At 44.4% G+C, this 22,401-nt stretch carries 22 protein-coding genes; 20 read left to right on the top strand and 2 right to left on the bottom strand.

Going from position 1 to position 22,401, the window contains the following annotated elements:
• Nucleotides 1–390 precede the first annotated feature (390 nt).
• The 20 genes from CWE13_RS11205 to CWE13_RS11110 all read left to right on the top strand — a co-directional run bounded on the left by CWE13_RS11205 (nucleotide 391) and on the right by CWE13_RS11110 (nucleotide 20,026).
• On the top strand, nucleotides 391–846 hold the full coding sequence (locus tag CWE13_RS11205; protein WP_126808689.1) for a flavodoxin domain-containing protein: 456 nt from the start codon (nucleotides 391–393) through the stop codon (nucleotides 844–846).
• A gap of 606 nt (nucleotides 847–1,452) precedes the next feature.
• The gene (gene mnmG / locus CWE13_RS11200) at nucleotides 1,453–3,354 is read left to right on the top strand and encodes a tRNA uridine-5-carboxymethylaminomethyl(34) synthesis enzyme MnmG (protein ID WP_420837041.1); all 1,902 of its coding nucleotides are present in this window, start codon (nucleotides 1,453–1,455) and stop codon (nucleotides 3,352–3,354) included.
• Nucleotides 3,355–3,378: 24 nt separating this feature from the next.
• Nucleotides 3,379–4,038: a 16S rRNA (guanine(527)-N(7))-methyltransferase RsmG gene (rsmG, locus tag CWE13_RS11195; protein ID WP_126808686.1), complete on the top strand. Its 660-nt coding sequence runs from the start codon at nucleotides 3,379–3,381 to the stop codon at nucleotides 4,036–4,038.
• 22 nt (nucleotides 4,039–4,060) lie between these two features.
• The gene (locus CWE13_RS11190) at nucleotides 4,061–4,852 is read left to right on the top strand and encodes a ParA family protein (RefSeq protein ID WP_126808684.1); all 792 of its coding nucleotides are present in this window, start codon (nucleotides 4,061–4,063) and stop codon (nucleotides 4,850–4,852) included.
• 2 nt (nucleotides 4,853–4,854) lie between these two features.
• Nucleotides 4,855–5,739, top strand: coding sequence for a ParB/RepB/Spo0J family partition protein (locus tag CWE13_RS11185; protein ID WP_126808682.1), 885 nt, complete (start codon nucleotides 4,855–4,857; stop codon nucleotides 5,737–5,739).
• A gap of 279 nt (nucleotides 5,740–6,018) precedes the next feature.
• Nucleotides 6,019–6,417, top strand: coding sequence for an ATP synthase subunit I (locus CWE13_RS11180; RefSeq protein WP_126808680.1), 399 nt, complete (start codon nucleotides 6,019–6,021; stop codon nucleotides 6,415–6,417).
• A 15-nt stretch (nucleotides 6,418–6,432) separates the two neighbouring features.
• The gene (gene atpB / locus CWE13_RS11175) at nucleotides 6,433–7,281 is read left to right on the top strand and encodes a F0F1 ATP synthase subunit A (protein WP_126808678.1); all 849 of its coding nucleotides are present in this window, start codon (nucleotides 6,433–6,435) and stop codon (nucleotides 7,279–7,281) included.
• A gap of 93 nt (nucleotides 7,282–7,374) precedes the next feature.
• Complete coding sequence (atpE, locus tag CWE13_RS11170; RefSeq protein WP_007419545.1) at nucleotides 7,375–7,629, top strand: F0F1 ATP synthase subunit C; 255 nt, start codon at nucleotides 7,375–7,377, stop codon at nucleotides 7,627–7,629.
• A gap of 38 nt (nucleotides 7,630–7,667) precedes the next feature.
• The gene (atpF, locus tag CWE13_RS11165) at nucleotides 7,668–8,138 is read left to right on the top strand and encodes a F0F1 ATP synthase subunit B (protein ID WP_126808676.1); all 471 of its coding nucleotides are present in this window, start codon (nucleotides 7,668–7,670) and stop codon (nucleotides 8,136–8,138) included.
• A gap of 17 nt (nucleotides 8,139–8,155) precedes the next feature.
• On the top strand, nucleotides 8,156–8,689 hold the full coding sequence (atpH, locus tag CWE13_RS11160) for a F0F1 ATP synthase subunit delta (RefSeq protein WP_126808674.1): 534 nt from the start codon (nucleotides 8,156–8,158) through the stop codon (nucleotides 8,687–8,689).
• Between the two features lie 14 nt (nucleotides 8,690–8,703).
• The gene (atpA, locus tag CWE13_RS11155; RefSeq protein WP_126808672.1) at nucleotides 8,704–10,245 is read left to right on the top strand and encodes a F0F1 ATP synthase subunit alpha; all 1,542 of its coding nucleotides are present in this window, start codon (nucleotides 8,704–8,706) and stop codon (nucleotides 10,243–10,245) included.
• A 55-nt stretch (nucleotides 10,246–10,300) separates the two neighbouring features.
• Nucleotides 10,301–11,161 carry a F0F1 ATP synthase subunit gamma gene (gene atpG / locus CWE13_RS11150; RefSeq protein WP_126808671.1) on the top strand — a complete coding sequence of 287 codons (861 nt, stop codon included), beginning with the start codon at nucleotides 10,301–10,303 and terminating at the stop codon, nucleotides 11,159–11,161.
• Between the two features lie 42 nt (nucleotides 11,162–11,203).
• Complete coding sequence (gene atpD, locus CWE13_RS11145; protein WP_126808669.1) at nucleotides 11,204–12,589, top strand: F0F1 ATP synthase subunit beta; 1,386 nt, start codon at nucleotides 11,204–11,206, stop codon at nucleotides 12,587–12,589.
• Nucleotides 12,590–12,607: 18 nt separating this feature from the next.
• Complete coding sequence (locus CWE13_RS11140; protein ID WP_126808667.1) at nucleotides 12,608–13,036, top strand: F0F1 ATP synthase subunit epsilon; 429 nt, start codon at nucleotides 12,608–12,610, stop codon at nucleotides 13,034–13,036.
• Nucleotides 13,037–13,212: 176 nt separating this feature from the next.
• Nucleotides 13,213–14,604, top strand: coding sequence for a bifunctional UDP-N-acetylglucosamine diphosphorylase/glucosamine-1-phosphate N-acetyltransferase GlmU (gene glmU / locus CWE13_RS11135; RefSeq protein ID WP_126808665.1), 1,392 nt, complete (start codon nucleotides 13,213–13,215; stop codon nucleotides 14,602–14,604).
• A gap of 2 nt (nucleotides 14,605–14,606) precedes the next feature.
• Complete coding sequence (glmS, locus tag CWE13_RS11130) at nucleotides 14,607–16,436, top strand: glutamine--fructose-6-phosphate transaminase (isomerizing) (protein ID WP_126808663.1); 1,830 nt, start codon at nucleotides 14,607–14,609, stop codon at nucleotides 16,434–16,436.
• A 358-nt stretch (nucleotides 16,437–16,794) separates the two neighbouring features.
• A complete protein-coding gene (locus CWE13_RS12665) occupies nucleotides 16,795–17,895 on the top strand; it encodes an RHS repeat-associated core domain-containing protein (protein WP_241973687.1) in 1,101 nt (366 codons plus the stop codon).
• Between the two features lie 17 nt (nucleotides 17,896–17,912).
• On the top strand, nucleotides 17,913–18,473 hold the full coding sequence (locus CWE13_RS11120; protein WP_126808662.1) for a hypothetical protein: 561 nt from the start codon (nucleotides 17,913–17,915) through the stop codon (nucleotides 18,471–18,473).
• Nucleotides 18,474–18,846: 373 nt separating this feature from the next.
• Nucleotides 18,847–19,479, top strand: coding sequence for a hypothetical protein (locus tag CWE13_RS11115; protein WP_126808660.1), 633 nt, complete (start codon nucleotides 18,847–18,849; stop codon nucleotides 19,477–19,479).
• Nucleotides 19,415–20,026 (top strand): DUF2778 domain-containing protein, encoded by a 612-nt coding sequence (locus CWE13_RS11110; protein WP_126808658.1) that lies wholly within the window; start codon nucleotides 19,415–19,417, stop codon nucleotides 20,024–20,026. Before CWE13_RS11115 ends, CWE13_RS11110 begins: the two co-directional genes overlap by 65 nt.
• 725 nt (nucleotides 20,027–20,751) lie before the next feature.
• On the opposite strand, the gene CWE13_RS11105 is transcribed toward CWE13_RS11110, so the two are convergent.
• Together CWE13_RS11105 and CWE13_RS11100 are read right to left on the bottom strand one after the other, a co-directional pair.
• Nucleotides 20,752–21,057, bottom strand: a complete 306-nt coding sequence (locus CWE13_RS11105; protein ID WP_126808656.1) for a HigA family addiction module antitoxin — start codon at nucleotides 21,055–21,057, stop codon at nucleotides 20,752–20,754.
• Between the two features lie 417 nt (nucleotides 21,058–21,474).
• Nucleotides 21,475–21,912, bottom strand: a complete 438-nt coding sequence (locus CWE13_RS11100; RefSeq protein ID WP_126808654.1) for a hypothetical protein — start codon at nucleotides 21,910–21,912, stop codon at nucleotides 21,475–21,477.
• Nucleotides 21,913–22,401: the final 489 nt, after the last annotated feature.

The following is a 22,401-nucleotide window of genomic DNA, read 5'->3' as shown; positions in this document are numbered from 1 at the left end:
TCCGCGTAACTGAAGAATAAGCACAAATATTGTAGTTGTAGTTTTTTCATACAACAACGTGCTCGGCGTTAACCCTTGTCGAAGCGCCGTTTCCGCTTCGTTTTTAGGTACCACCAAGTTCTTTTATTTCAAAAACAGGTATTTTAGGTTTTAGCTGTAAACAAGTAGCTATAATTCGCTATGTATTAACAACGAAATAGCTATTTAGAACCTTAATCTCCAAGAATAGGAGTAAAAAGAAGCGGCATGATAAGTACAATTTGGTTAGTATTCAAGCATTTTTGTATGAAGATTTTATTGAGTTTTAAGCATTAACGACATTTTTTCTAATGAACAATGCCTTTTACCACAAATTACGAAGGGCTTTACGCTTATATTAAGGGCTAATTTATGCATTTCCACATTCTTGTTGGCACTACATCAGGCAACACTGAATATCTTGCCGATGCCTTAAACGAACGATTAACAGCATTAGGCCATTCCGCTACCTTGCACGATCAACCAACACCGAAGGAAGTATTCACCAATAGTGACGAACCAAGTTATTGGCTAATGTGTATAGCAACTCACGGGGCAGGCGAATACGCCGAGAGTATTGTTAGCTTTATGGAAGCACTCGCTACGGAAAAACCAGATCTACAGCAGGTGCAGGCCGCCATTATTGCCGTGGGTGATTCTAGTTACGATACTTTTTGTAAAGCAGGCGATGATGCCGAGGCGCTCATTTTAGAATTAAACGCGCGCTTGATCGCGCCTACGTTACAGATCGATATGTTCAATGAACTTGATCCAGAAGGAAGTGCGGTTCAGTGGCTTGATCAATGGATATCTCAAATCAGTGAATAAGTTTTAATTTTTTATCCACGCTATTAAACGACGTGTATCAAGAGAATTAAAATGTTATTCAGATCATATCCACAACATACAAGAATGGTTATACAAAATTTTCAAAAGCTGGGGATAACCTATGATCTTTCTTGTGATCGGATCCGGGGATAGATCTGGGGATAACTTCCATTGTGAATAAGCCCTGTTTTATCCCACTGGTTACCCTCAGATTAGATCGCTGTTTATGCACACTAAAACGTTTATTCTAAGTGCATGATCTATAGAGGCTAAAGCGTGATACCCACAGATTTTCGCTGAGCTAATAATAAGAATAATAAAAAAGATCTAAAAGAATATAGATCTATATATTACAAAACCGACCCTACCCACGATCATAAAACACGGTATTCTAAACACTACTTCTTCGCTCCCCAACCAAACTGATTCCAATGACCCCCTAAGCGCTTATACAAACCAAAAACTAAGTAAAGACACCATGTAAAAGCGTTTTTACAAACCCGTAAAAGTGCTACACTATTCGGCTCAGTGATCGTTTTAATGATCGCGATTCGCGATCGTTATTGAAATCACACACTAATTTTTTGATCCGAGGTTAAGATCTACATGGCAACAGAAGCGCATTACGATGTAATTGTTATTGGTGGTGGACACGCAGGAACCGAGGCAGCACTTGCTGCAGCTCGAATGCAAAAGCGTACTCTACTGATCACCCATAACATTGATACGCTTGGTCAAATGTCGTGTAACCCGGCTATTGGTGGTATTGGTAAAGGTCATTTAGTAAAAGAAATTGATGCCCTTGGTGGTATTATGGGCCGTGCTGCAGATCACGCAGGTATTCAATTTAGAACTCTGAATGGTTCTAAAGGGCCAGCTGTAAGAGCTACACGCGCACAAGCTGATCGCGCACTTTACAAAGCCTACATTCGCCATGCACTAGAAGAACAACCGAATCTGCAAATATTCCAGCAAGCTGCGGACGATCTAATTGTTACTGAAACTGGTTTAGGCCCGAAAGTTACCGGTGTTGTTACCCAAATGGGCCTGAAGTTCCATGCAAAAACCGTAGTGTTAACCACCGGAACATTTTTAGGTGGCCAAATTCATATTGGTTTATCCAATTACAGCGGTGGCCGAGCAGGCGATCCGCCCTCGAATGCATTAGCAAAACGCTTACGTGAGTTACCATTGCGCGTTGATCGTTTAAAAACCGGCACACCACCACGAATTGATGCAAAAACCGTTGATTTTTCAGTAATGCAAGAGCAACCAGGCGATGATCCACGGCCAGTAATTTCATACATTGGCAGCCGCGATGATCATCCACAACAAATTAGCTGTTACATCACCCATACGAATTTAGAAACTCACGATATTATTAAAAGTGGGTTAGATCGTTCACCTATGTATTCTGGTGTCATTGAAGGTGTGGGGCCACGTTATTGCCCTTCAATTGAAGATAAAGTGGTTCGGTTTGCCGATAAAAATTCTCACCAGATCTTTGTTGAGCCGGAAGGTTTGAATACCAATGAGCTTTACCCAAATGGTATTTCTACTAGCCTGCCGTTCGATGTACAGCAAGCGTTAGTACGCTCGATTCGTGGTTTTGAGAATGCACACATTACGCGTCCAGGTTATGCCATTGAATATGATTTCTTTGATCCACGTGATCTCAAACAATCTCTGGAAACCAAATATATTCAAGGCTTGTATTTTGCTGGGCAAATTAACGGCACAACAGGTTACGAAGAAGCCGCAGCCCAAGGCTTGATTGCTGGCGTTAACGCAGCACTTGCCGTAGATGGTAAAGATTCATGGTGTCCGCGCCGTGATGAAGCCTATACAGGTGTTCTCATCGATGATTTGGCTACCTTAGGCACGAAAGAACCCTATCGTATGTTTACTTCGCGTGCGGAATATCGATTATTGCTGCGTGAAGATAACGCTGATCTTCGCTTAACAGCAAAAGGCCGTGAATTAGGTTTGGTGGATGATCACCGCTGGGAATTATTCAACACTAAATTAGAATCGGTAGAGCTTGAAAAACAACGCTTACGTTCAACCTGGTTACACAAAGATCATGTTGCGGTAGACGCGGTAAATCCGTTACTGAAAACACCTATTAGCAAAGAAGCGAGCTTAGAAGAATTATTGCGTCGCCCTGAAGTTACTTATCAGGCGCTAACGAGTATTCCGAGCTTAGGCCCGGGTTTAACTGATCCGCTTGCTGCTGATCAGGTTGAAATTCAAGTGAAATATGCCGGTTACATTAAGCGTCAAGAAGATGAAATTGCAAAAACCTTGCGCCATGAAAATACTAAGCTTCCACCTGAATTTGATTACAGCACGATTTCTGGTCTTTCAAATGAGGTGATTGCGAAGCTTACGGAACATCGCCCTGAAACGATTGGCCAAGCCATGCGTATTTCTGGAATTACTCCGGCGGCGGTTTCTATGTTGCTGGTTCATTTGAAAAAACAGGGGTTATTGCGCAAATCTGCGTAAGCCAAGTACAAGGATTGCACGTTCATGAGTAAGGCTGCCCCGTTTCCAGAAACACAATTAGCAACACGTTTACATGCGTTATTAGCCACTACAGAATTAAGCGTTACTTCAAGTCAAGAGCAGCAACTAATGCAACTATTGGCCATGCTGCATAAATGGAATAAAGCGTATAATCTCACCTCGGTTCGCGATCCGGCCGAGATGTTAATTCGGCATATTCTCGATAGCGTAGTGGTGAGCCCCCATTTGCATGGTAAACATATAATCGATGTAGGCACTGGCCCTGGCTTACCTGGTTTGCCACTGGCGATATGTAATCCCGATAAGCATTTTGTATTACTCGATAGCTTGGGCAAACGAATTACGTTTATTCGTCAAGTTATACACGAATTAAAATTAACCAACGTAACGCCGGTGTTAGCGCGGGTTCAAGATTATCAACCACCTGCTGAAACGAATGGTTTTGATACGGTTGTTAGCCGAGCATTCGCATCACTTGCAGATATGTTGAGCTGGTGTCATCATTTGCCTTCAGCTTCGGGTCGTTTTATCGCCCTGAAAGGCCAACCTACAGAAGAAGAATTATCAACGGTTGTGGCACCATACAAGATTCATGGCATTCATACATTGTTCGTTCCAGAGTTAGATGCCGCCCGCCACGTAGTTGATATTCGCCAAGAATAATAAAATAAGCCGAGGAAGATTCGTGGGTAAAGTTATTGCAATTGCTAATCAAAAAGGTGGTGTGGGCAAAACCACCACAGCTGTGAATTTAGCGGCATCAATGGCGGCTACCCGGCGTAAAGTGTTGCTAATAGATCTGGATCCGCAAGGTAATGCCACCATGGCAAGCGGTGTTGATAAATACGATGTTCCGGCAACCATGTACGATTTACTCGTTGATGAAAAAGCCGCCGCAAACGTGATTCAAACGGAAACTAGCGGTGGTTATCACTTGCTGGCTGCCAACGGCGATTTAACGGCAGCCGAAATTAAATTAATGGAAGTATTTGCGCGCGAAACCCGCTTACGCCGAGCCTTAGAACCTGTTCGTGATTATTACGATTTCATTTTTATCGATTGCCCACCGTCATTGAACTTACTTACTGTGAATGCAATGGCCGCCTCTGATTCCGTGTTAGTACCAATGCAATGCGAATATTATGCCCTTGAAGGGCTAACTGCGCTGATGGATACCATTGAACAGTTAGCCTCGGTAGTAAACCCTGGGCTATACATCGAAGGTTTGTTGCGCACTATGTATACCTCGCATATTCGCCTTTCCATTGATGTTTCCGAGCAATTGAAAAGCCACTTCGGTGAAAAGGTTTACCGCACCGTGATTCCAAGAAACGTACGATTGGCAGAAGCTCCAAGTTTTGGCACACCGATTATGTATTATGATAAGTCGTCTACCGGCTCAAAAGCCTATTTAGCACTTGCGGGAGAAGTAATTCGCCGGGCTGAGTTAGCGGCGCAAGCGCAGAAGGAAGCATAACCATGTCAGCAAAAAAACGTGGATTAGGACGCGGCTTAGATGCCCTACTCACCAACAGTGCAAATGCGGCAGCACGGCACCAAGCGCAAACCGAAGAAACCCAACTTAGCTTAGATAAAGGCGAATTGCGGAAGTTACCCGTAGAGTTTTTACGCCCGGGAAAATATCAGCCACGTAAAGATATGGCGCCAGAAGCACTAGAAGATCTTGCGAACTCGGTAAAAGCGCAAGGTATTATCCAGCCAATCGTTGTGCGGCCACTTGGTGAAAATAGCTTCGAAATTATTGCCGGTGAACGCCGTTGGCGCGCAGCCCAACTTGCCCAGCTCGATACGGTACCGTGCATTATCAAAGATGTGCCCGATGAAGCGGCCGTTGCCATCGCGTTGATTGAGAATATTCAACGTGAAGATCTCAATGCCATGGAAGAAGCTATGGCGTTGTATCGTTTGCAGGAAGAATTTGAGCTTACGCAACAAAACGTAGCCGATGCCGTGGGTAAATCACGCACAACCGTTGCTAACTTACTCCGTTTGATGCAATTGAATGGTGATGTGAAAATTTTGCTCGAGCGCGGTGATATTGAGCTTGGCCACGCGAAGGTGTTGCTTGGTGTGGAAGGCGAAATGCAAAGTGAACTTGCTCGGGTGATCAGCGCTAAAGCAATGACGGTGCGTGAATCTGAGCGTTTAGTGAATAAAGCACTGAACCCAAGCAAGCCAGAAGAGAAAAAGCCTGATGCCGATGTGCAACAACTAGAAAACGCCTTAAGTGAACGCTTAGGTGCGAAGGTAGCGATAAGCCATAGCCGCAAAGGTAAAGGTAAGTTGGTGATCAATTATTCTACCCTTGATGAGCTCGATGGCATTTTAGCGCATATTAAATAGCACGGTTTTCATCGTGTTACTTTGCTAAAAGCACACTTAGGGTTCAGAACGGTACGTTTCACGGTTTAACATCTGTACTAATGGAATGTACTTAAGTTGCATTTTCACCCGAAAACTTTATAATCTGCGCAGCATTTATCGGGTATCGGTTTAAATGCTTTTTTTGTCGAAAAATTATACGAAATAGATGGGAATTTAACATCTAAGCTACAAATGGCGTGTACTTTGGCTTCGGCATCGGCACAGTAAGAAAAAAATTTCGAACAATAGGTAATTAAAATGGCCAGCCGTAATAGCAGAAGTATGATGCATGGTGGCCGCCGATTAGCGGTTCGATTACTACAGTTGCAGGCGCTTATCGCCGCCATAATAATCGTGCTTTTCGGCCTATTTATGGGAACACAAGCGTTGCCAACAGCAATTGCTGGCGCAGTTATCGGCTTAGTTCCAAATATCGCATTCGCCGCGATCGCTTTCCGACACGGAGGCGCCCGCGCAGCACCACAAGTGGTGAATAACTTTTATGCCGGTGAGGCCGCAAAAATGGCCCTCACTTTATGTTTGTTCGTGATTGCATTTATCTTTTTAAGCGGCCCCTGGTTCCCTCTTTTTGCCGTATTTATTGCCATCACTATTACACACTGGCTAGCACCGATTTTACATTTTAAATCTAACTAAATTGGGTTATTAATCATGGCTGCAAACGGAAATATGACTCCTACCGAGTACATTTCGCACCACTTAACGCCGCTGCAAATTGGCGAAGGCTTCATGGCCGTTAATATCGATTCTTTAGGTATTGCGATTGTGTTGGGTGTGTTTTTTCTATGGTTGTTCGCGTACGTGGGGCGGAAAGCAACCACCGGTGTTCCAGGTAAATTACAATGTGCAGTAGAGATGCTCGTTGAATTTGTGGATAAATCGGTAAAAGAAACTTTTCATGCGAAAAGTCGGTTTATCGCACCTCTCGCCTTAACTATTTTCGTGTGGGTATTCTTGATGAATGCCATGAAATTGATTCCGGTCGATTTCGTTCCAGTATTAGCTGGTTTATTCGGTTTAACTTTCGCAAGTAGCTCAGTAAAAGGCTACGTTGGCGAAGATGCAGGTATCTTTGAACGCGCTATGGATCACCCATGGAGCTACATGAAGGCTGCACCTACTACCGATTTGAACACCACGTTAGCACTTGCGATTGGTGTATTCTTACTTATTATCTTCTACTCTGTTAAACACAAAGGTTTAGGTGGCTTTATTAAAGAGCTGACGTTAAATCCGTTTAACCATTGGTCGCTAATTCCATTTAACTTGGTGCTTGAATTAGTAACCTTGATAGCAAAACCAATTTCGTTGTCATTGCGTTTATTTGGCAACCTTTATGCAGGTGAGCTGATATTCATTCTGATTGCGATGATTGGGTTGTGGCAGTTGCCACTGCACTTTGCGTGGGCCGTATTCCACATTCTCGTTATCGTGCTGCAAGCGTTTATTTTTATGATGTTAACCATCGTATATCTGAGCATGGCGAGCGAGAAACACTAAAAGAATTCGGGCTTAAGGATTAGGTCCATTTAAAAACTAGGTTTATTTTTACTTTACTTTTAACTTTAACTATCTGAAAAACTGGAGAAAACAATGGAAACTGTAGTTTCGTTTACAATCTTAGCCGTAGCTATCATCATCGGTTTAGCAGCTCTTGGTACTGCGATTGGTTTCGCAATCATGGGTGGTAAATTCCTAGAAGCAACAGCGCGTCAGCCTGAAATGGCTTCACAATTACAAACGAAGATGTTCATTTTGGCAGGTCTTATCGATGCGATCTCTATGATCGGCGTTGGTGTTTCTCTGTTCTTCGTATTTGCAAACCCATTTGTTGGCTTATTAGGCTAATTGAAAATCGACGGTCACCAACATAGAGGAGATCCGTTGTGGATATCAACTTAACTCTAGTTGGTCTTTTAATTGCGTTTGTGGTCTTCGTACTATTCTGTATGAAGTACGTTTGGCCACCGATTATAAATGCTATCGAAGAGCGTCAGCAAAAAATTGCTAGCGGTTTAGAAGCATCAGATCTCGCAGAAAAAGACCTTGAGAAAGCTCGTGCACAAGCCAACGAAGAGCTGAATGCAGCGAAAATTGAAGCCGCTGCAATCATCGACCAAGCCAAGAAACGGGCAACTAAATTGGTTGAAGAAGAAACTCAACGTGGTCACGCCGAGCGTGAGAAGATTATCGCCTCTGGTCATACAGAAGTGGAAACTGAGCGCAATCGTGTTCGTGAAGAACTTCGTAAGCAACTATCAATCTTAGCGATTGCGGGTGCCGAGAAGATTCTAGAGCGGGAAATCGACGCACAGAAGCAAAGCGACATTGTTGAAAAACTTGTCGCTGAACTGTAATCAAGGGGGTTGAGCACATGTCCGAATTTACTACGGTTGCTCGCCCCTATGCTAAAGCAGCTTTTAATTTTGCTGTTGAGCAGGGTGCGATTCAGAACTGGCACGAAATGTTGGAGTTTGCTGCTGCGGTAGCAACTCAAGAGGACATCCGCACTTTTCTGAAAAGTGCTAACAGCCGTGAACATGTAACCAATGTATTTGTTGGTGTTTGTGGTGAACAGCTCAATGAGAACGGCCAAAACCTGATTAAGGTAATGGCAGATAACGAACGCTTATCGGCGCTTCCTGAAGTTGCTCGGCTTTTTGCTGAGTTACGTGCGGAGCACGAAAAAGAGATAACCGTAGAAGTTACTTCTGCGGTAGCTCTAAATGATGCTGAACAAGCTAATTTAAGCGCAACGTTGGAAAAACGTCTCGCACGCAAAATCAAGCTCAATTGCAGTGTAGACCCGTCTGTTGTGGGCGGTCTGTTGATTCAAGCCGGTGATCTGGTTATCGACGGAACACTGAAGAGCAAGCTTTCACGGCTTGCACAATCACTGCAATCATAATCGGGGACGAGAGCATGCAACTGAATTCAAATGAAATTGCTGAACTTATCAAGAAACGAATTGAGAAGTTCGAAGTTGTTAGTGAAGCTCGTAATGAAGGTACTATTACCTCTGTAACAGACGGCATCATCCGGGTAACCGGTTTAGCTGATTGTATGCAGGGTGAAATGATCGAGCTACCTGGCAATCGCTTTGCTATCGCATTGAACCTTGAGCGCGACTCAGTAGGTGCGGTAGTTATGGGTCCTTACGAGGACTTACAAGAAGGCACTAAAGTTAAATCTACTGGTCGTATTTTGGAAGTACCTGTTGGTCGCGCCCTTTTAGGCCGCGTTGTTAACACCTTAGGTATGCCAATCGACGGTAAAGGTTCAATCGACGCTGATGGCTATGAGCCAGTAGAGAAAATTGCACCGGGCGTAATCGAACGTCAATCAGTTGATCAGCCAGTGCAAACTGGTTACAAATCAATTGATGCCATGATTCCAATCGGCCGTGGCCAGCGTGAGCTAGTTATCGGCGATCGCCAAACTGGTAAAACAGCAATGGCGATTGATGCGATCATCAACCAGAAAGGCACGGGCATTAAGTGTGTGTATGTAGCTATTGGTCAGAAAGCTTCTACTATTGCGAACGTAGTTCGTAAATTAGAAGAACATGATGCACTTGCTCACACCATTATTGTTGCGGCATCTGCTTCAGAATCTGCGGCGTTACAGTACTTATCAGCGTATGCTGGTTGTACGATGGGTGAATACTTCCGTGATCGCGGTGAAGATGCACTTATCGTATATGATGATCTTTCTAAGCAAGCAGTTGCTTATCGTCAGATCTCATTGTTGCTACGTCGTCCGCCAGGCCGTGAAGCATTCCCTGGTGACGTTTTCTATTTGCACTCGCGCTTACTAGAGCGTGCTGCTCGCGTAAACGCTGATTACGTAGAGAAGTTCACTAACGGTGAAGTGAAAGGCAAAACCGGTTCACTAACCGCGTTGCCAATCATTGAAACTCAAGCTGGTGACGTTTCTGCGTTCGTACCAACCAACGTAATCTCGATTACTGATGGTCAGATCTTCCTTGAAACTGATTTGTTTAACGCGGGTATTCGCCCAGCGGTTAACGCAGGTATCTCAGTATCTCGGGTAGGTGGTGCAGCACAAACTAAAATCATCAAGAAACTTGGTGGTGGTATCCGTTTAGCATTGGCTCAGTATCGTGAATTGGCAGCATTTGCTCAGTTCGCATCTGACCTCGATGAAGCAACGCGCTCGCAGTTAGAGCACGGCCAAGCGGTAACCGAGTTAATGAAACAAGATCAATACGCGCCAATGAGTGTTGCGGATATGGGTGTATCTATCTTCGCAGCTGAAAAAGGCTTCTTGAAAGGTGTTGCAATCGATAAGATTCAAGACTTTGAAAAAGCACTGCTTTCTTACTTCAACAGTGAGCACGCAGACCTCATGGCGAAAATTAATAAAACAGGCGACTACAACGGCGATATCGAAGCTGAGCTTAAATCAGGCCTCGAGAAGTTTAAATCAACTCAAAGTTGGTAATTCATAGGCCGCAGGTAACTGCGGCCTTCAGTCGTTGTAACGCGGGAGATTAATCATGGCCGTTGGTAAAGAGATTAAAACTCAGATCGGGAGTATCAATAATACTCAAAAGATCACCAGCGCAATGGAGATGGTCGCTGCGTCGAAGATGAAACGGGCGCAGGAACAGATGGCATTAAGCCGTCCGTACGCTGAGTCCATTCGCAAAGTGATCGGCCATATTGCCCAAGGTAACCTCGAATACCGCCATAGCTGGTTGGAAGATCGTGAGGTTAAGCGCGTTGGTTACATCATCGTTTCTACCGACCGTGGTTTATGTGGCGGTTTGAACAGCAACGAATTCCGTAAGGTTGTTCGTGATGTTCAAGAGTGGCAAGAAAAAGATGTTGAAGTCAGCTTCGCTGCTGTGGGCAGTAAAGCGTCAAGCTTTTTTAAACGGTTATCAGGAAGCATTCTGTCTCAATCATCAGGGCTTGGCGATCGGCCAAAAGTTGCTGATGTAATAGGTACAGTTTCTGTCATGCTTAAAGCCTTCGAAGAAGGTGAGCTTGACCGAATCTACTTGGTGTACAACAAGTTTGTAAACACCATGACCCAAGAGCCAGTGATCAACCAATTGTTGCCGTTGCCAAAATCAGAGACTGCCAAGCGCGAACACGCATGGGACTATCTGTATGAACCGGATGCCAAGTCTATTCTGGACACGTTGTTGCGTCGGTTTATTGAAAGCCAGGTGTATCAAGGCGTTGTTGAAAACCTCGCCAGCGAGCAGGCAGCCCGAATGGTCGCAATGAAAGCGGCTACGGATAACGCAGGTGATCTTATTGATGAGCTTCAGTTGGTATACAACAAAGCGCGTCAAGCAGCGATCACTCAAGAGATTTCCGAAATTGTTTCGGGCGCCGGTGCTGTTTAAGGCAACAGGTCAGAAAGATTTTGCAGAGTTAGAGGATAAGTCATGAGTCAAGGTAAGGTCGTCCAAATCATTGGCGCAGTTGTGGATATCGAATTTCCACAAACTGACGTTCCAAAGATCTACGACGCACTCCGCATCGCTGAAGGCGATCTGAAAGGGTTAACCCTGGAAGTTCAGCAACAGCTTGGTGGTGGTGTTGTTCGTACGATTGCACTCGGTACTACCGACGGTTTACGTCGCGGCTTGAGTGTTGAAAATACAGGTGAATCAATTTTGGTTCCAGTTGGTAAGGCAACACTAGGACGTATTATGAACGTTCTAGGTGAACCTATCGACGAAGCAGGTGATATCGGTGAAGAAGAGCGTATGTCTATTCACCGCGAAGCACCTTCTTACGAAGACCAATCAAGCTCTATTGAATTGCTTGAAACCGGTATCAAAGTAATCGACTTAATTTGTCCATTCGCTAAGGGTGGTAAAGTAGGTTTATTCGGTGGTGCGGGTGTTGGTAAAACAGTTAACATGATGGAGCTCATCCGGAACATCGCAATCGAGCACAGCGGCTACTCAGTATTCGCAGGTGTTGGTGAGCGTACTCGTGAAGGTAACGATTTCTACCACGAGATGAAGGATTCTAACGTACTTGATAAAGTAGCGTTGGTTTACGGCCAGATGAACGAGCCTCCTGGAAACCGTTTACGTGTAGCACTAACGGGCTTAACCATCGCTGAGAAATTCCGTGATGAAGGCCGTGATGTTCTATTCTTCGTAGATAACATCTATCGTTATACCCTAGCCGGTACCGAAGTATCAGCACTTCTAGGCCGTATGCCATCAGCGGTAGGTTATCAGCCTACGCTTGCTGAAGAGATGGGTGTACTGCAAGAGCGTATTACTTCAACTAAAAACGGTTCAATTACATCAATTCAAGCGGTATACGTACCTGCGGATGACTTAACCGATCCATCACCAGCAACTACCTTTGCTCACTTAGATGCAACGGTTGTATTGTCGCGTGATATCGCGTCATTGGGTATCTACCCTGCAGTTGATCCATTGGATTCAACATCGCGCCAGTTAGACCCGCAAGTAATTGGTCATGAGCACTATGATACTGCACGTGGTGTGCAATCAGTTCTTCAGCGTTACAAAGAATTGAAAGACATCATTGCAATCTTGGGTATGGACGAATTATCTGAAGAAGATAAGCGTGTTGTTGCCCGTGCTCGTAAAATTCAGCGTTTCTTATCACAGCCGTTCTTCGTAGCGGAAGTATTTACCGGTGCACCTGGTAAGTATGTATCGTTGAAAGATACCATTGCTGGATTTAAAGGCATCCTGGAAGGCGATTACGATAGCTTGCCTGAGCAGGCGTTCTACATGGTTGGTACTATCGACGAAGCGGTCGAGAAAGCCAACAAAATGTAATCGAACGGGAGGTTTGTAATGGCGGTATCCACAGTACATCTGGACGTAGTAAGCGCTGAAGATCGTTTGTTCTCCGGCAGTATTCGCTCGATCCAGGTGACAGGTAGTGAGGGTGAGCTTGGTATTTTGCCTGGCCACACTCCATTGCTGACCGCCTTGAAACCTGGCATGGTTCGCGTAGTTACTGAAGAAGGTGAGGAAGAGCTTTTTTACATCGCAGGCGGTGTAATGGAAGTTCAGCCAGAAACCATTACTGTGTTATCAGACACAGCAGTGCGTGGTGGCGATTTGGATGAAGCGGCAACAGAGAAAGCGATCAAAGAAGCACGCGAAGCTCTGGCGCATTCTTCTCCAGATTTATCTTACGCTGAAGCAGCTGCCGAACTATCTCGTGCAATTGCCCAGTTGCGAGTATTGCAACAATTGCGGAAACGCAAAGGCAAGTAAACAGGTTCGCAAAGGCGTTCAACCAAGTGAAAACCCGGCTAATTTGCCGGGTTTTTTTATATTTACTGAAAGCCTAACAATAAGCTTGCAAATTGCCCATTTCGAAGCTGTATAAACACTGATAAACTACACGTTACATTGATGTAAACCGATTCTATTATTGCAAGGAATGGCACATGCCCTCACCTGTTCTAAATGTTGTTGTTCTTGCTGCTGGCAAAGGCACAAGAATGCGCTCGAATTTACCGAAAGTTCTGCACCCCGTTGCGCAAAAGCCAATGGTGCAACATGTTCTTGATACCGCTCTGCTTGTTGGTGCGCAGCAGTTACAGCTTGTTTATGGCCACGGGGCCGAACAGTTGCAAACGCACTTGGCTGAATTTTCCGAACAACACGGTGTTACTTGGGTTGAGCAGGCTGAGCAACTAGGCACCGGCCATGCGGTGCAACAAACGATTCCAAATATTAGCGATAACGATACCGTACTTATTCTTTACGGCGATGTACCTCTTACTCGCCCCGAAACGTTACAGAACTTACTTGCAGCCAAAGCGGATAACGCCCTTGCGTTACTAACCGTTACGTTGCCAGATCCAACCGGTTATGGGCGTATAGTGCGTGATAGCTTTGGCCAAATCACCGGTATTGTAGAGCACAAAGATGCCAACGATATTGAGCGTGAAATCACCGAAGTAAATACGGGTATGATGGCTGCAGATGGTAAAGCCATTAAGCGCTGGTTAAGCCAACTTGATAACAACAATGTGCAAGGCGAATATTACCTCACCGATATCGTTGCAATGGCGGCTTCTGAAGGCGTGCATATTGCCAGCAGCCAGCCCGCCGAAATCGCAGAAGTTGAAGGCGCAAATAATCGAGTGCAACTAGCCGCCCTCGAACGCGCTTACCAGCAACGCAAAGCAGAAGAATTAATGATTGCCGGTGCAACCCTACTCGACCCGGCCCGCATTGATGTGCGTGGTAATGTGAGTGTAGGTGAAGATGTGGTTATCGATATAAACGTGGTGCTTGAAGGCAATGTGAGCATTGGCGATGGCGCGGTGATTGAACCTAATTGTGTGATTCGCGATAGCCAAATTGCTGCCGGTGCGCGCATAAAAGCCAATTCCGTATTAGAAGGCGCACGGGTAGGCGAAAATGCGCAAGTTGGCCCATTTGCGCGATTGCGCCCTGGTACCGAGCTTGCACAAGATGCTGCGGTTGGGAACTTTGTAGAAATCAAAAAATCCTATTTTGGTGTCGGCGCGAAAGCCGGTCACCTCAGCTATATCGGCGATACTCAAGTGGGCGCGGGCGCCAATATTGGCGCGGGCACAATTACCTGTAATTACGATGGTGTGAATAAGCACAAAACAGAAATTGGTGCGGGTGCATTTATCGGATCAAACAGTTCACTGGTAGCGCCAGTTAGCATTGGCGAGAATGCAACCACTGGCGCAGGCTCAGTGGTTACCGTAAACGTTGCTGATGGCGAACTCGCCGTTGGTAGAGCGAAACAGCGAAATATTTCCGGTTGGCAACGGCCAACTAAAAAGGGAGCAGAATAAGCATGTGTGGAATCGTTGGAGCAACAGCTGAGCGTCGTGTAGCCGGCATTTTATTAGAAGGGTTACGCCGCTTAGAATACCGTGGCTATGATTCTGCAGGTATGGCGTTGTTAAATGATAGTGGCCTGCATCAAGTGCGCCGCGTAGGTAAAGTGCAGGCACTTGCTGATGCGCTGGAAGAAACTGGCATTAACGGCTCTAGCGGCATTGCACACACGCGCTGGGCTACCCATGGTGGCGTTACCGAAGCTAATGCGCACCCACATTTTTCCAATGGTACCTTGGCGGTAGTGCACAACGGCATTATTGAAAACCATGAAGAACTGCGGAAAAAGCTGCAAGATTTAGGGTATGTATTTACCTCACAAACCGATACCGAAGTAATCTGCCACATGATGCATCATGAACTTGAGAAAGGCGCTACTTTATTGGCCGCTCTGCAAGCTACTGTGAAGCAACTCGATGGTGCTTATGGCACCGTAATCATGGATAAGCGTAAACCAGGCGAGTTAGTGGTGGCGCGTTCAGGCAGCCCATTGGTAATTGGCCTAGGTATTGGTGAAAACTTTATTGCCTCGGATCAACTTGCGCTACTTCCCGTAACGCGCAATTTTATCTACTTAGAAGAAGGCGATGTTGCCGCAGTGAACCGTGATTCGGTGCGTATTTTCGATACTACAGGCGAGCCTGTTGCACGTGAAAAAGTAACCTCTGATTTGCAATACGATGCGGGTGGTAAAGGTGAGTACCGCCATTACATGCTAAAAGAAATTCATGAGCAGCCGATTTCTGTGCGCAATACCTTGGAAGGCCGCGTTACCGCCGATCAGGTTATGGTTGAAGCCTTTGGCGAAAATGCAGCTGAGATATTCCAAGATGTTCGTCACGTACAAATTATTGCTTGTGGTACGAGTTACCATGCGGGCATGGTTGCGCGCTATTGGTTAGAAGAATACGCCGGTGTTTCTTGTAACGTAGAAATTGCTTCCGAGTTCCGTTACCGCAAATCGCACGTATTCCCGGGTAGTTTATTGCTTACTATTTCGCAATCGGGTGAAACCGCCGATACCTTGGCAGCATTGCGCCTAGCAAAAACACTCGGCTACCGCTCCAGCTTAACTATTTGTAATGTGGCCACATCATCGATGGTGCGCGAATCTGATTTAGCATTCCAAACGCGTGCGGGTGCAGAGATTGGCGTGGCGTCCACCAAGGCGTTCACCACACAGCTTGTGGGCCTCCTTATGCTAGTAGCTGCGTTAGGCCGCTACAATGGCATGGATAAAGCGGTAGAAGCGCGCATTGCCCATGCGTTGGCTACATTGCCAACCAAGCTTGAGCAAGCGTTGAAAATCACGGCAGAAATCGAAGAGTTGGCAGAAGAATTTGCGGACAAAGACCATAGCTTGTTCCTTGGCCGTGGCGATCAATATCCAATCGCAATGGAAGGCGCGTTAAAGCTAAAAGAAATCAGCTACATTCATGCCGAGGCTTACGCTGCAGGTGAATTGAAGCATGGACCATTAGCGTTGATTGATGCCGAAATGCCAGTAATTGTAGTTGCCCCGAATAACGAGCTACTCGAGAAACTGAAATCAAACGTAGAAGAAGTGCGGGCACGCGGCGGTATTATGTATGTATTCGCCGATAAAGATGCGCATTTTAAAAGCGATGAAACCATGCGCGTAATCAACCTCGATCACGTGGATGCTATCGTAGCGCCGATCGTTTATACCCTACCGCTCCAGCTATTGAGCTACTACGTTGCCATTATCAAAGGCACCGATGTGGATCAGCCGCGGAATTTGGCGAAGAGCGTTACAGTGGAATGATATAAAGGGCCGCAAGGCCCTTTTGTGGGCGAACATTAAAGATCTTAACAAACATTAAAGTCTTTAAAATTACATTAAACTTATAAAATTGTTGCTCACTGCTTCATATTCCGCAGAACGGGTTGGTTAACCGGCCAACCCGATTCTTAATCGCCCAATACTAATTTTCAATAACCTCGATACCTTTCCCTTCTACAGCACCTTTAAGGGATAGAGTTACTGAAAAGCGTTTGAAAAAGCCAAAAAACTCGAAACAGCTCCCTTTATCTTACTTTAATGTGTTTGTTCTATACGTGCGTAGCAAAAACGCCCGAAATTACAGCACAACCACCACGTTCCGTGCGCTGGGCTCGACCGCTTGGATACTGCCAGCGGGTTCTGGGGCAATGGTAGCTTTGATTACGATGTGCTTGGAAATATCACGCAAAAAACGCTGGGTAACGATACGCTAACCTACCACTACAGCAATAATCGTTTAACCAGCGTGACTGGCGCATTAAACCGCTCGTTTAGCTACGATACGCGTGGCAATGTTATCAATAACGGTGCACGCAGCTTCACGTTTAACCGCGCAGGCAGGCTTGCAAGCTCAGGTAGTATTAGTTACCTGTATGACGGCCACGGTCGTCGCGTCATGAAGAATCATAGTGGCAGCAAAACCTATAGTTTGTATAGCCAGCAAGGACGATTAATCAGCACGATTCACAATGGTGCGATAACCGATTATATTTACTTAGGTGGCCAGTTAGTGGCGCGGCATTCGAATAACCAAACGAACGATAACCAACCCGGCTACACCGGTCACTTGGAAGACGACGATTTGCAGCTAATGTATATGCAGGCACGATACTATGATCCGGTGATTGGACGGTTCTACTCGAATGATCCTGTTGGAACACTTGGTCATCTAAGTCAAGGTAACATTCAAGGATTTAATAGATATGCTTATGCTAATAACAACCCCTATAAATATGTAGATCCTGATGGCAAGTTGCCGATTGTGCCAGTCTTGGTAGCTGGCGGAAGAGCATGTGCTTCCAATGCAGTCTGTCGGGGGACAGTTGTTTCTGGGTCAAGAGCTACAGCAAGGGGTGCAAGAAGGGCATACAACGCGATTGTAGGCGTATTCAATGAATCTGCCCCCGCAACAGGACAAGATGCCATAGATGTTGTAACTGGTGGAAAAGAGGCCACTCATAGTGGGAAAAAGTCAGGGAAAATAACTGACTTTTTCCCAGATATCTCAAGCGGCGAAGCTGACGATATTATGGATGAAGTAAAAGATCTTGAGGGTGTTGATTTCGACGATACGGAAAATGAAAGAGGTCCCATGACTGTGGCTTCAACTAGGGATGGTACTATAATTGTTGACAGAGTGGGTGCCGGAGGAATTCGAAGTATTGAAACTCAATCTGGTAATCGTAAAACGAAAACCAGAGTCCGTGATGAACAACAGTAAGCAAGGATTTCAGATCGATGATTATAGTTGAAAATTTACCATCTTTTGTTAAATGCGTGGATTCTGAAACCTCAAAGACCATTTTTGAGAAATACGATCAAGCGTTCACTACAGCCTCACATGAAGGCGTTAAGTTTCCATTGCCAAAAAACATGAAAATCTTAGCGATTAACGACGGTTTCATACAATCGATTGAAAATTTTGAGTATTTAGGTGGTTTAATAAGAGAGTTTACTAGCGAGGGAGCATATTTTTTCTTTCCACTAGCTAGCTTCAACGATGTTTTTAAAGGCCATTTCAGTTTTGAAGTCATGAACTGGATAGATACACAGGTATTTGAAACCCCAGTAGTGTTCCTAATACCGGATTCCAAACTGTTTATTGTTGTTGACGAACTGCTCTCTATAACAGTAATAGCATATCAAATGGCTATTGAAGAAAATGTGTTAGTAAAATTAGGCGGGAAAGATATTTTGCGTGATAAATTTGAAAGCTCTTTGCGCGATAATTACGTAGGTTTTGGTTATTTGGAAAAAAAATGGCTGGAATCATTTTCAGAAAAATACTGCGATTGGTAGACGTCTAAAAAGGTATATGTGGCTACAGTAAAATCAATCGTATCCTTTTTGAATCCAAAGCCTCGCCCTCGCGGGGCTTTGTTTTCTGCTCACATCGAGACAAGTAGTAGCTTCTCAATATTCAGATGAAATGGTGCAAGGTTTTGTGTCAATTTCATGCTTGGTGGCAAAAGCCATCAGTTTCTTATCGTAAAAGTTCATATCCCGTTCATAGCGGCAGAGGAAATTTATGGCTGCATTCTCTTCATTATAGATAGCCCGAACATCGTTTTCGCCGGCATTAATTGAAAAAGTACCATCGTCTAGACGATAAGCAGCATGCCCGCAACAAAACATTCTTGTGTAAGAGTCGTAAGCACGGTTTCTACCTTTTATGAGCGAAGCGTTGAGTGTAGATGGCCAGCAATTTAATTTCGCCTCTCACTACAATACCTTGGGTCATTTAACAACGCATGTATACCCCTCACCCTCAGGTCGGGTGGTGAATTACGCCCCAAATGGGTATGGTGAAGCCACGCAAAGTGGCGGTTATGCGAATAACGTGAGCTACGCACCGAGTGGCCAGTTGGAGAGCTTTGATTACGCCAATGGCTTGAGCTTTAACCAAACCTTGGATAGCCAGCGCCGCCCTGAGCTTTGCACCATTAGCGATGTGCAAGCCTTGTTCTCGCATAGTTACCAGTATGATGATAACCACAACATCACGAGTATCATTGATGGGGTTATCAGCGAAAACTCGATGACGATGAGCTACGATGGACTCGACCGCTTGGATACTGCCAGCGGGTTCTGGGGCAGTGGTAGCTTTGATTACGATGTACTTGGAAATATCACGCAAAAAACGCTGGGTAACGAGACGTTGACCTATCACTACAGCAATAATCGTTTAACCAGCGTGAGTGGCATATTAAACCGCTCGTTTAACTACGATACGCGTGGCAATGTTATCAACAACCGCGCACGCAGCTTCACGTTTAACCGCGCAGGTAGGCTTCACCGCCAGTAATCCGATGATGTTCAATCGGTATGCGTATGGGAATAATAATCCGTATAAATATGTTGATCCGGATGGTATGGAAGTTCGAGCAATATTCGATCTATCGATACGTACGTTGAGCATGCGGGATTTAGATAGAGGAAATAGAGTCGTGGTTAATGCATTTTCAGGTGGAACGTTTTTTCATGGCTCATTTGAGCCTATACCAGGGGGCAGGTACGCTATTTTATCTCATCCTGACGAAGACCGTTACAGACTTGAAGCATTAGATTCAAATTTCGGAGATGATATTCAGGAGTCGTCAGGTCGAAGTTTGTTTCGGTTACATCATTACGGTAGTGGCGTTTCTGAAGGTTGTATTGCTGCTTCTGATGATGATGGTTGGGAACAAATTGATGGAATGCTTCAAAATACGAGTACACGTGAGACTATCATTGATTCCAAGTCACGAAACCGATTCGCGAGTCGGACTGAAAGCGCTACAGTGTTTGGTCGACTTATGGTAATAGACACCTCCGGACGGATAGAGTCACAAAAACTAAAGGAAAATGATTAATAAATGAATAGAATAATATTTTTCGTCGTATCGTTAGTTACGTTTATTTCTGTTGGATATCTTAGCTTGATATTTTTTGATATGTCCGGCGTGATATTTAAGAAATGGGGGCATTGGGATTTAGTATCTCTAAAAATATCAACTATTTGCATGGTGATCGCACTGATTGTAGGAAGTTTATTTGCATCCGCGTTCATTAAAATTAACCTGAGAAAATTAATTTTTAGGATTAATGTTGTTCTTCTATTGATATGGATAGCGTTTTTAAGCTTGGGTGGCGTAGGCATCATTTGGTAGTTGGTAAGGCCTGAGATTTATAGACACCTTTTTATGGTAAAAAGATCACTATGACCATAAGAGGAAAATCATGAGTAAAGGTACTTGTTATTCCACCGAGTTTAAATAAGAAGCTGTGAACCAAGTGAAGATTCACGGCTATTTAACCGTTGAAGTGGTTGATTGTTTAGGTGTGAGCATAAAAGCAATCTACCGTTGGATTAATGTGTGAGATACAGAACTAAATGATAATTCCTGAATTTACAGAATAAGATGATGCTAAACATCTCATGTTTTCAGTTTTAAACCAGTTTCGAACGGACGTTGGGGAGTTGAATGCCCGCATAGACTTGCAAGTAATGCTTATAAATTCCATGCGTCACTAAACTCTGTTAGGTGAACGCTCAGCACTGAGAAGGGGCTACGCTGTCACGGACGTTTTCATTACCTTACGCTATGTCTAAAAGCGGTTCGGCATCGATTCTCTCTTTTCGCAACATTTCTATCTGCTGCAAATCATAATCATTTTGCCAAGCTATCCAAAATTGTGCAGATACTCCCGTTGCAATTTCGAGCTTCAACGCTAATGAACATGATACCGCGATTTGGCCATTTAAAAACCGCGATAGAGTTGATGGATGCAAATACAGTTTTTGTGCCGCATTTTTCACCGTTATATCGTATCGAGATAGGAAGCGCTCACTAAATAATCTTCCCGAATGTTTGATGGGGAGTTTGCTTTTGTATGTATTCATCACATCTTCCTCATTTAAGCCCCGACAATATTTGACAACCCTAGCAAGTTTAAGAGTATAAACTATAAAAATTTCAACCGAGGTCTAGGGGATTGCTGTACTGGTTTCATCCTCGGCTTCAATCCGCAGATATATTTCTTTACGATGTACTGGAATGTAGTTGTTCGCAGTCAATAAAAGAGTAAGACAAGTCAGAAATTAACTCAACATACAGGTATGTAGGCAACCACTGATTTAAGAAGTGATAATATTAGGTTTTAGCCTCACAGGAGCAGTCATCCGATAAAAGAAATGCTGAGTTTAAAGATCTTCAATGTTTATTTAATCTAGCTCCCAATTTTTTGAATGGGTAAAAAAGCTAGTTTTTAAAGAACTTTAATGTCTGACTACATTTTTGTAATAAAGTGTATAGAAATCTCAGGACTTACCATTTTCTTGTTTAAGAAAGAAGTCATATAAGTTTTCAATTTTAATATTTTTTGGACACAAAGAGGTTGCACCTTCGGGATGGTAGTTAATCGTTACTTCTACTCGATATAAGGTATTTAAAGGTAAGCATCCACCGGACAAATGCTGTCCATCATCCATGTATACATTCAGCGATGTTGCAGAAAGCCATTTCTCGTTGTCCGAATTTGCGGTCAATACGAAGATATTTGCGGTCGTTTGAACGTTACTAAGAGCAACATCGTCTTCAGTGTAGATCGGCGACGCTATGTCAACTATCGAACAAATCGCATCATACTCCTCTGGAAGTTCAGTCTTAGTAACATGGATAATCGGATTGCTATCTTCATCGTATATCATTGGTGAGGCAGTAAGAGCTCCCACTATTATCATTTCAAATAATTTCATTTTAATTCCCTTCTACCCTAGGAAAATAAGTTACCCATTCACCACCTACGATTCCATGATATCCATTTTCATATATTTTGTAGGGTCCAGTAGGCGCCGTTACAGATTGCTTCAAAGCGTCAGCGAGCTGCTGCGCAGCCGAATTCTCGCCACCTTTTCTCTGCAAGTGCAAAATAAAAATAATCAATCTATAGTTATCCGCTAGCTATAATACTTTGAGACAACTTCTACGCAAGCAAAAAGGTAGTCAAGCAACACGATTTATTTACGGGCCTGATGGAGCTTTATTAGCGGAGGGAACGAAATCTGGTATCGTTGTCCCTCGGTCAGCTGCCGATAACTCATGTTGGAACTCACATTTTTTGGCCGAAAAGTAAGACTACCATATGTGGGTAGCCGGCCTCCTTTCGACCTATCCCATTACATGAGTGTTGCGGTTATTATCTGAATTCAGGATTTTTTTATACGCAAACGGATTGTTTACTAATT

The sequence above is a fragment of the Aliidiomarina shirensis genome (assembly GCF_003987345.1).
In the GTDB taxonomy this organism is placed as follows: Bacteria; Pseudomonadota; Gammaproteobacteria; order Enterobacterales; family Alteromonadaceae; genus Aliidiomarina; species Aliidiomarina shirensis.
The sequence above is the reverse complement of the archived record's forward strand: the minus strand, read 5'-3'. Positions and strand labels throughout refer to the sequence as shown.

Coding starts and splice junctions, on each gene's coding strand:
- CWE13_RS11120 (WP_126808662.1), top strand. CDS start 17,913: ATGATTATAGTTGAAAATTTACCATCTTTTGTTAAATGCGTGGATTCT.
- CWE13_RS11180 (WP_126808680.1), top strand. CDS start 6,019: ATGGCCAGCCGTAATAGCAGAAGTATGATGCATGGTGGCCGCCGATTA.
- mnmG (WP_420837041.1), top strand. CDS start 1,453: ATGGCAACAGAAGCGCATTACGATGTAATTGTTATTGGTGGTGGACAC.
- CWE13_RS11140 (WP_126808667.1), top strand. CDS start 12,608: ATGGCGGTATCCACAGTACATCTGGACGTAGTAAGCGCTGAAGATCGT.
- atpA (WP_126808672.1), top strand. CDS start 8,704: ATGCAACTGAATTCAAATGAAATTGCTGAACTTATCAAGAAACGAATT.
- CWE13_RS11205 (WP_126808689.1), top strand. CDS start 391: ATGCATTTCCACATTCTTGTTGGCACTACATCAGGCAACACTGAATAT.
- glmU (WP_126808665.1), top strand. CDS start 13,213: ATGCCCTCACCTGTTCTAAATGTTGTTGTTCTTGCTGCTGGCAAAGGC.
- CWE13_RS11185 (WP_126808682.1), top strand. CDS start 4,855: ATGTCAGCAAAAAAACGTGGATTAGGACGCGGCTTAGATGCCCTACTC.
- atpE (WP_007419545.1), top strand. CDS start 7,375: ATGGAAACTGTAGTTTCGTTTACAATCTTAGCCGTAGCTATCATCATC.
- CWE13_RS11105 (WP_126808656.1), bottom strand. CDS start 21,057: ATGAATACATACAAAAGCAAACTCCCCATCAAACATTCGGGAAGATTA.
- CWE13_RS11110 (WP_126808658.1), top strand. CDS start 19,415: ATGTTATCAACAACCGCGCACGCAGCTTCACGTTTAACCGCGCAGGTA.
- atpD (WP_126808669.1), top strand. CDS start 11,204: ATGAGTCAAGGTAAGGTCGTCCAAATCATTGGCGCAGTTGTGGATATC.
- rsmG (WP_126808686.1), top strand. CDS start 3,379: ATGAGTAAGGCTGCCCCGTTTCCAGAAACACAATTAGCAACACGTTTA.
- CWE13_RS11100 (WP_126808654.1), bottom strand. CDS start 21,912: ATGAAATTATTTGAAATGATAATAGTGGGAGCTCTTACTGCCTCACCA.
- CWE13_RS11115 (WP_126808660.1), top strand. CDS start 18,847: ATGAGCGAAGCGTTGAGTGTAGATGGCCAGCAATTTAATTTCGCCTCT.
- atpG (WP_126808671.1), top strand. CDS start 10,301: ATGGCCGTTGGTAAAGAGATTAAAACTCAGATCGGGAGTATCAATAAT.
- atpB (WP_126808678.1), top strand. CDS start 6,433: ATGGCTGCAAACGGAAATATGACTCCTACCGAGTACATTTCGCACCAC.
- atpH (WP_126808674.1), top strand. CDS start 8,156: ATGTCCGAATTTACTACGGTTGCTCGCCCCTATGCTAAAGCAGCTTTT.
- glmS (WP_126808663.1), top strand. CDS start 14,607: ATGTGTGGAATCGTTGGAGCAACAGCTGAGCGTCGTGTAGCCGGCATT.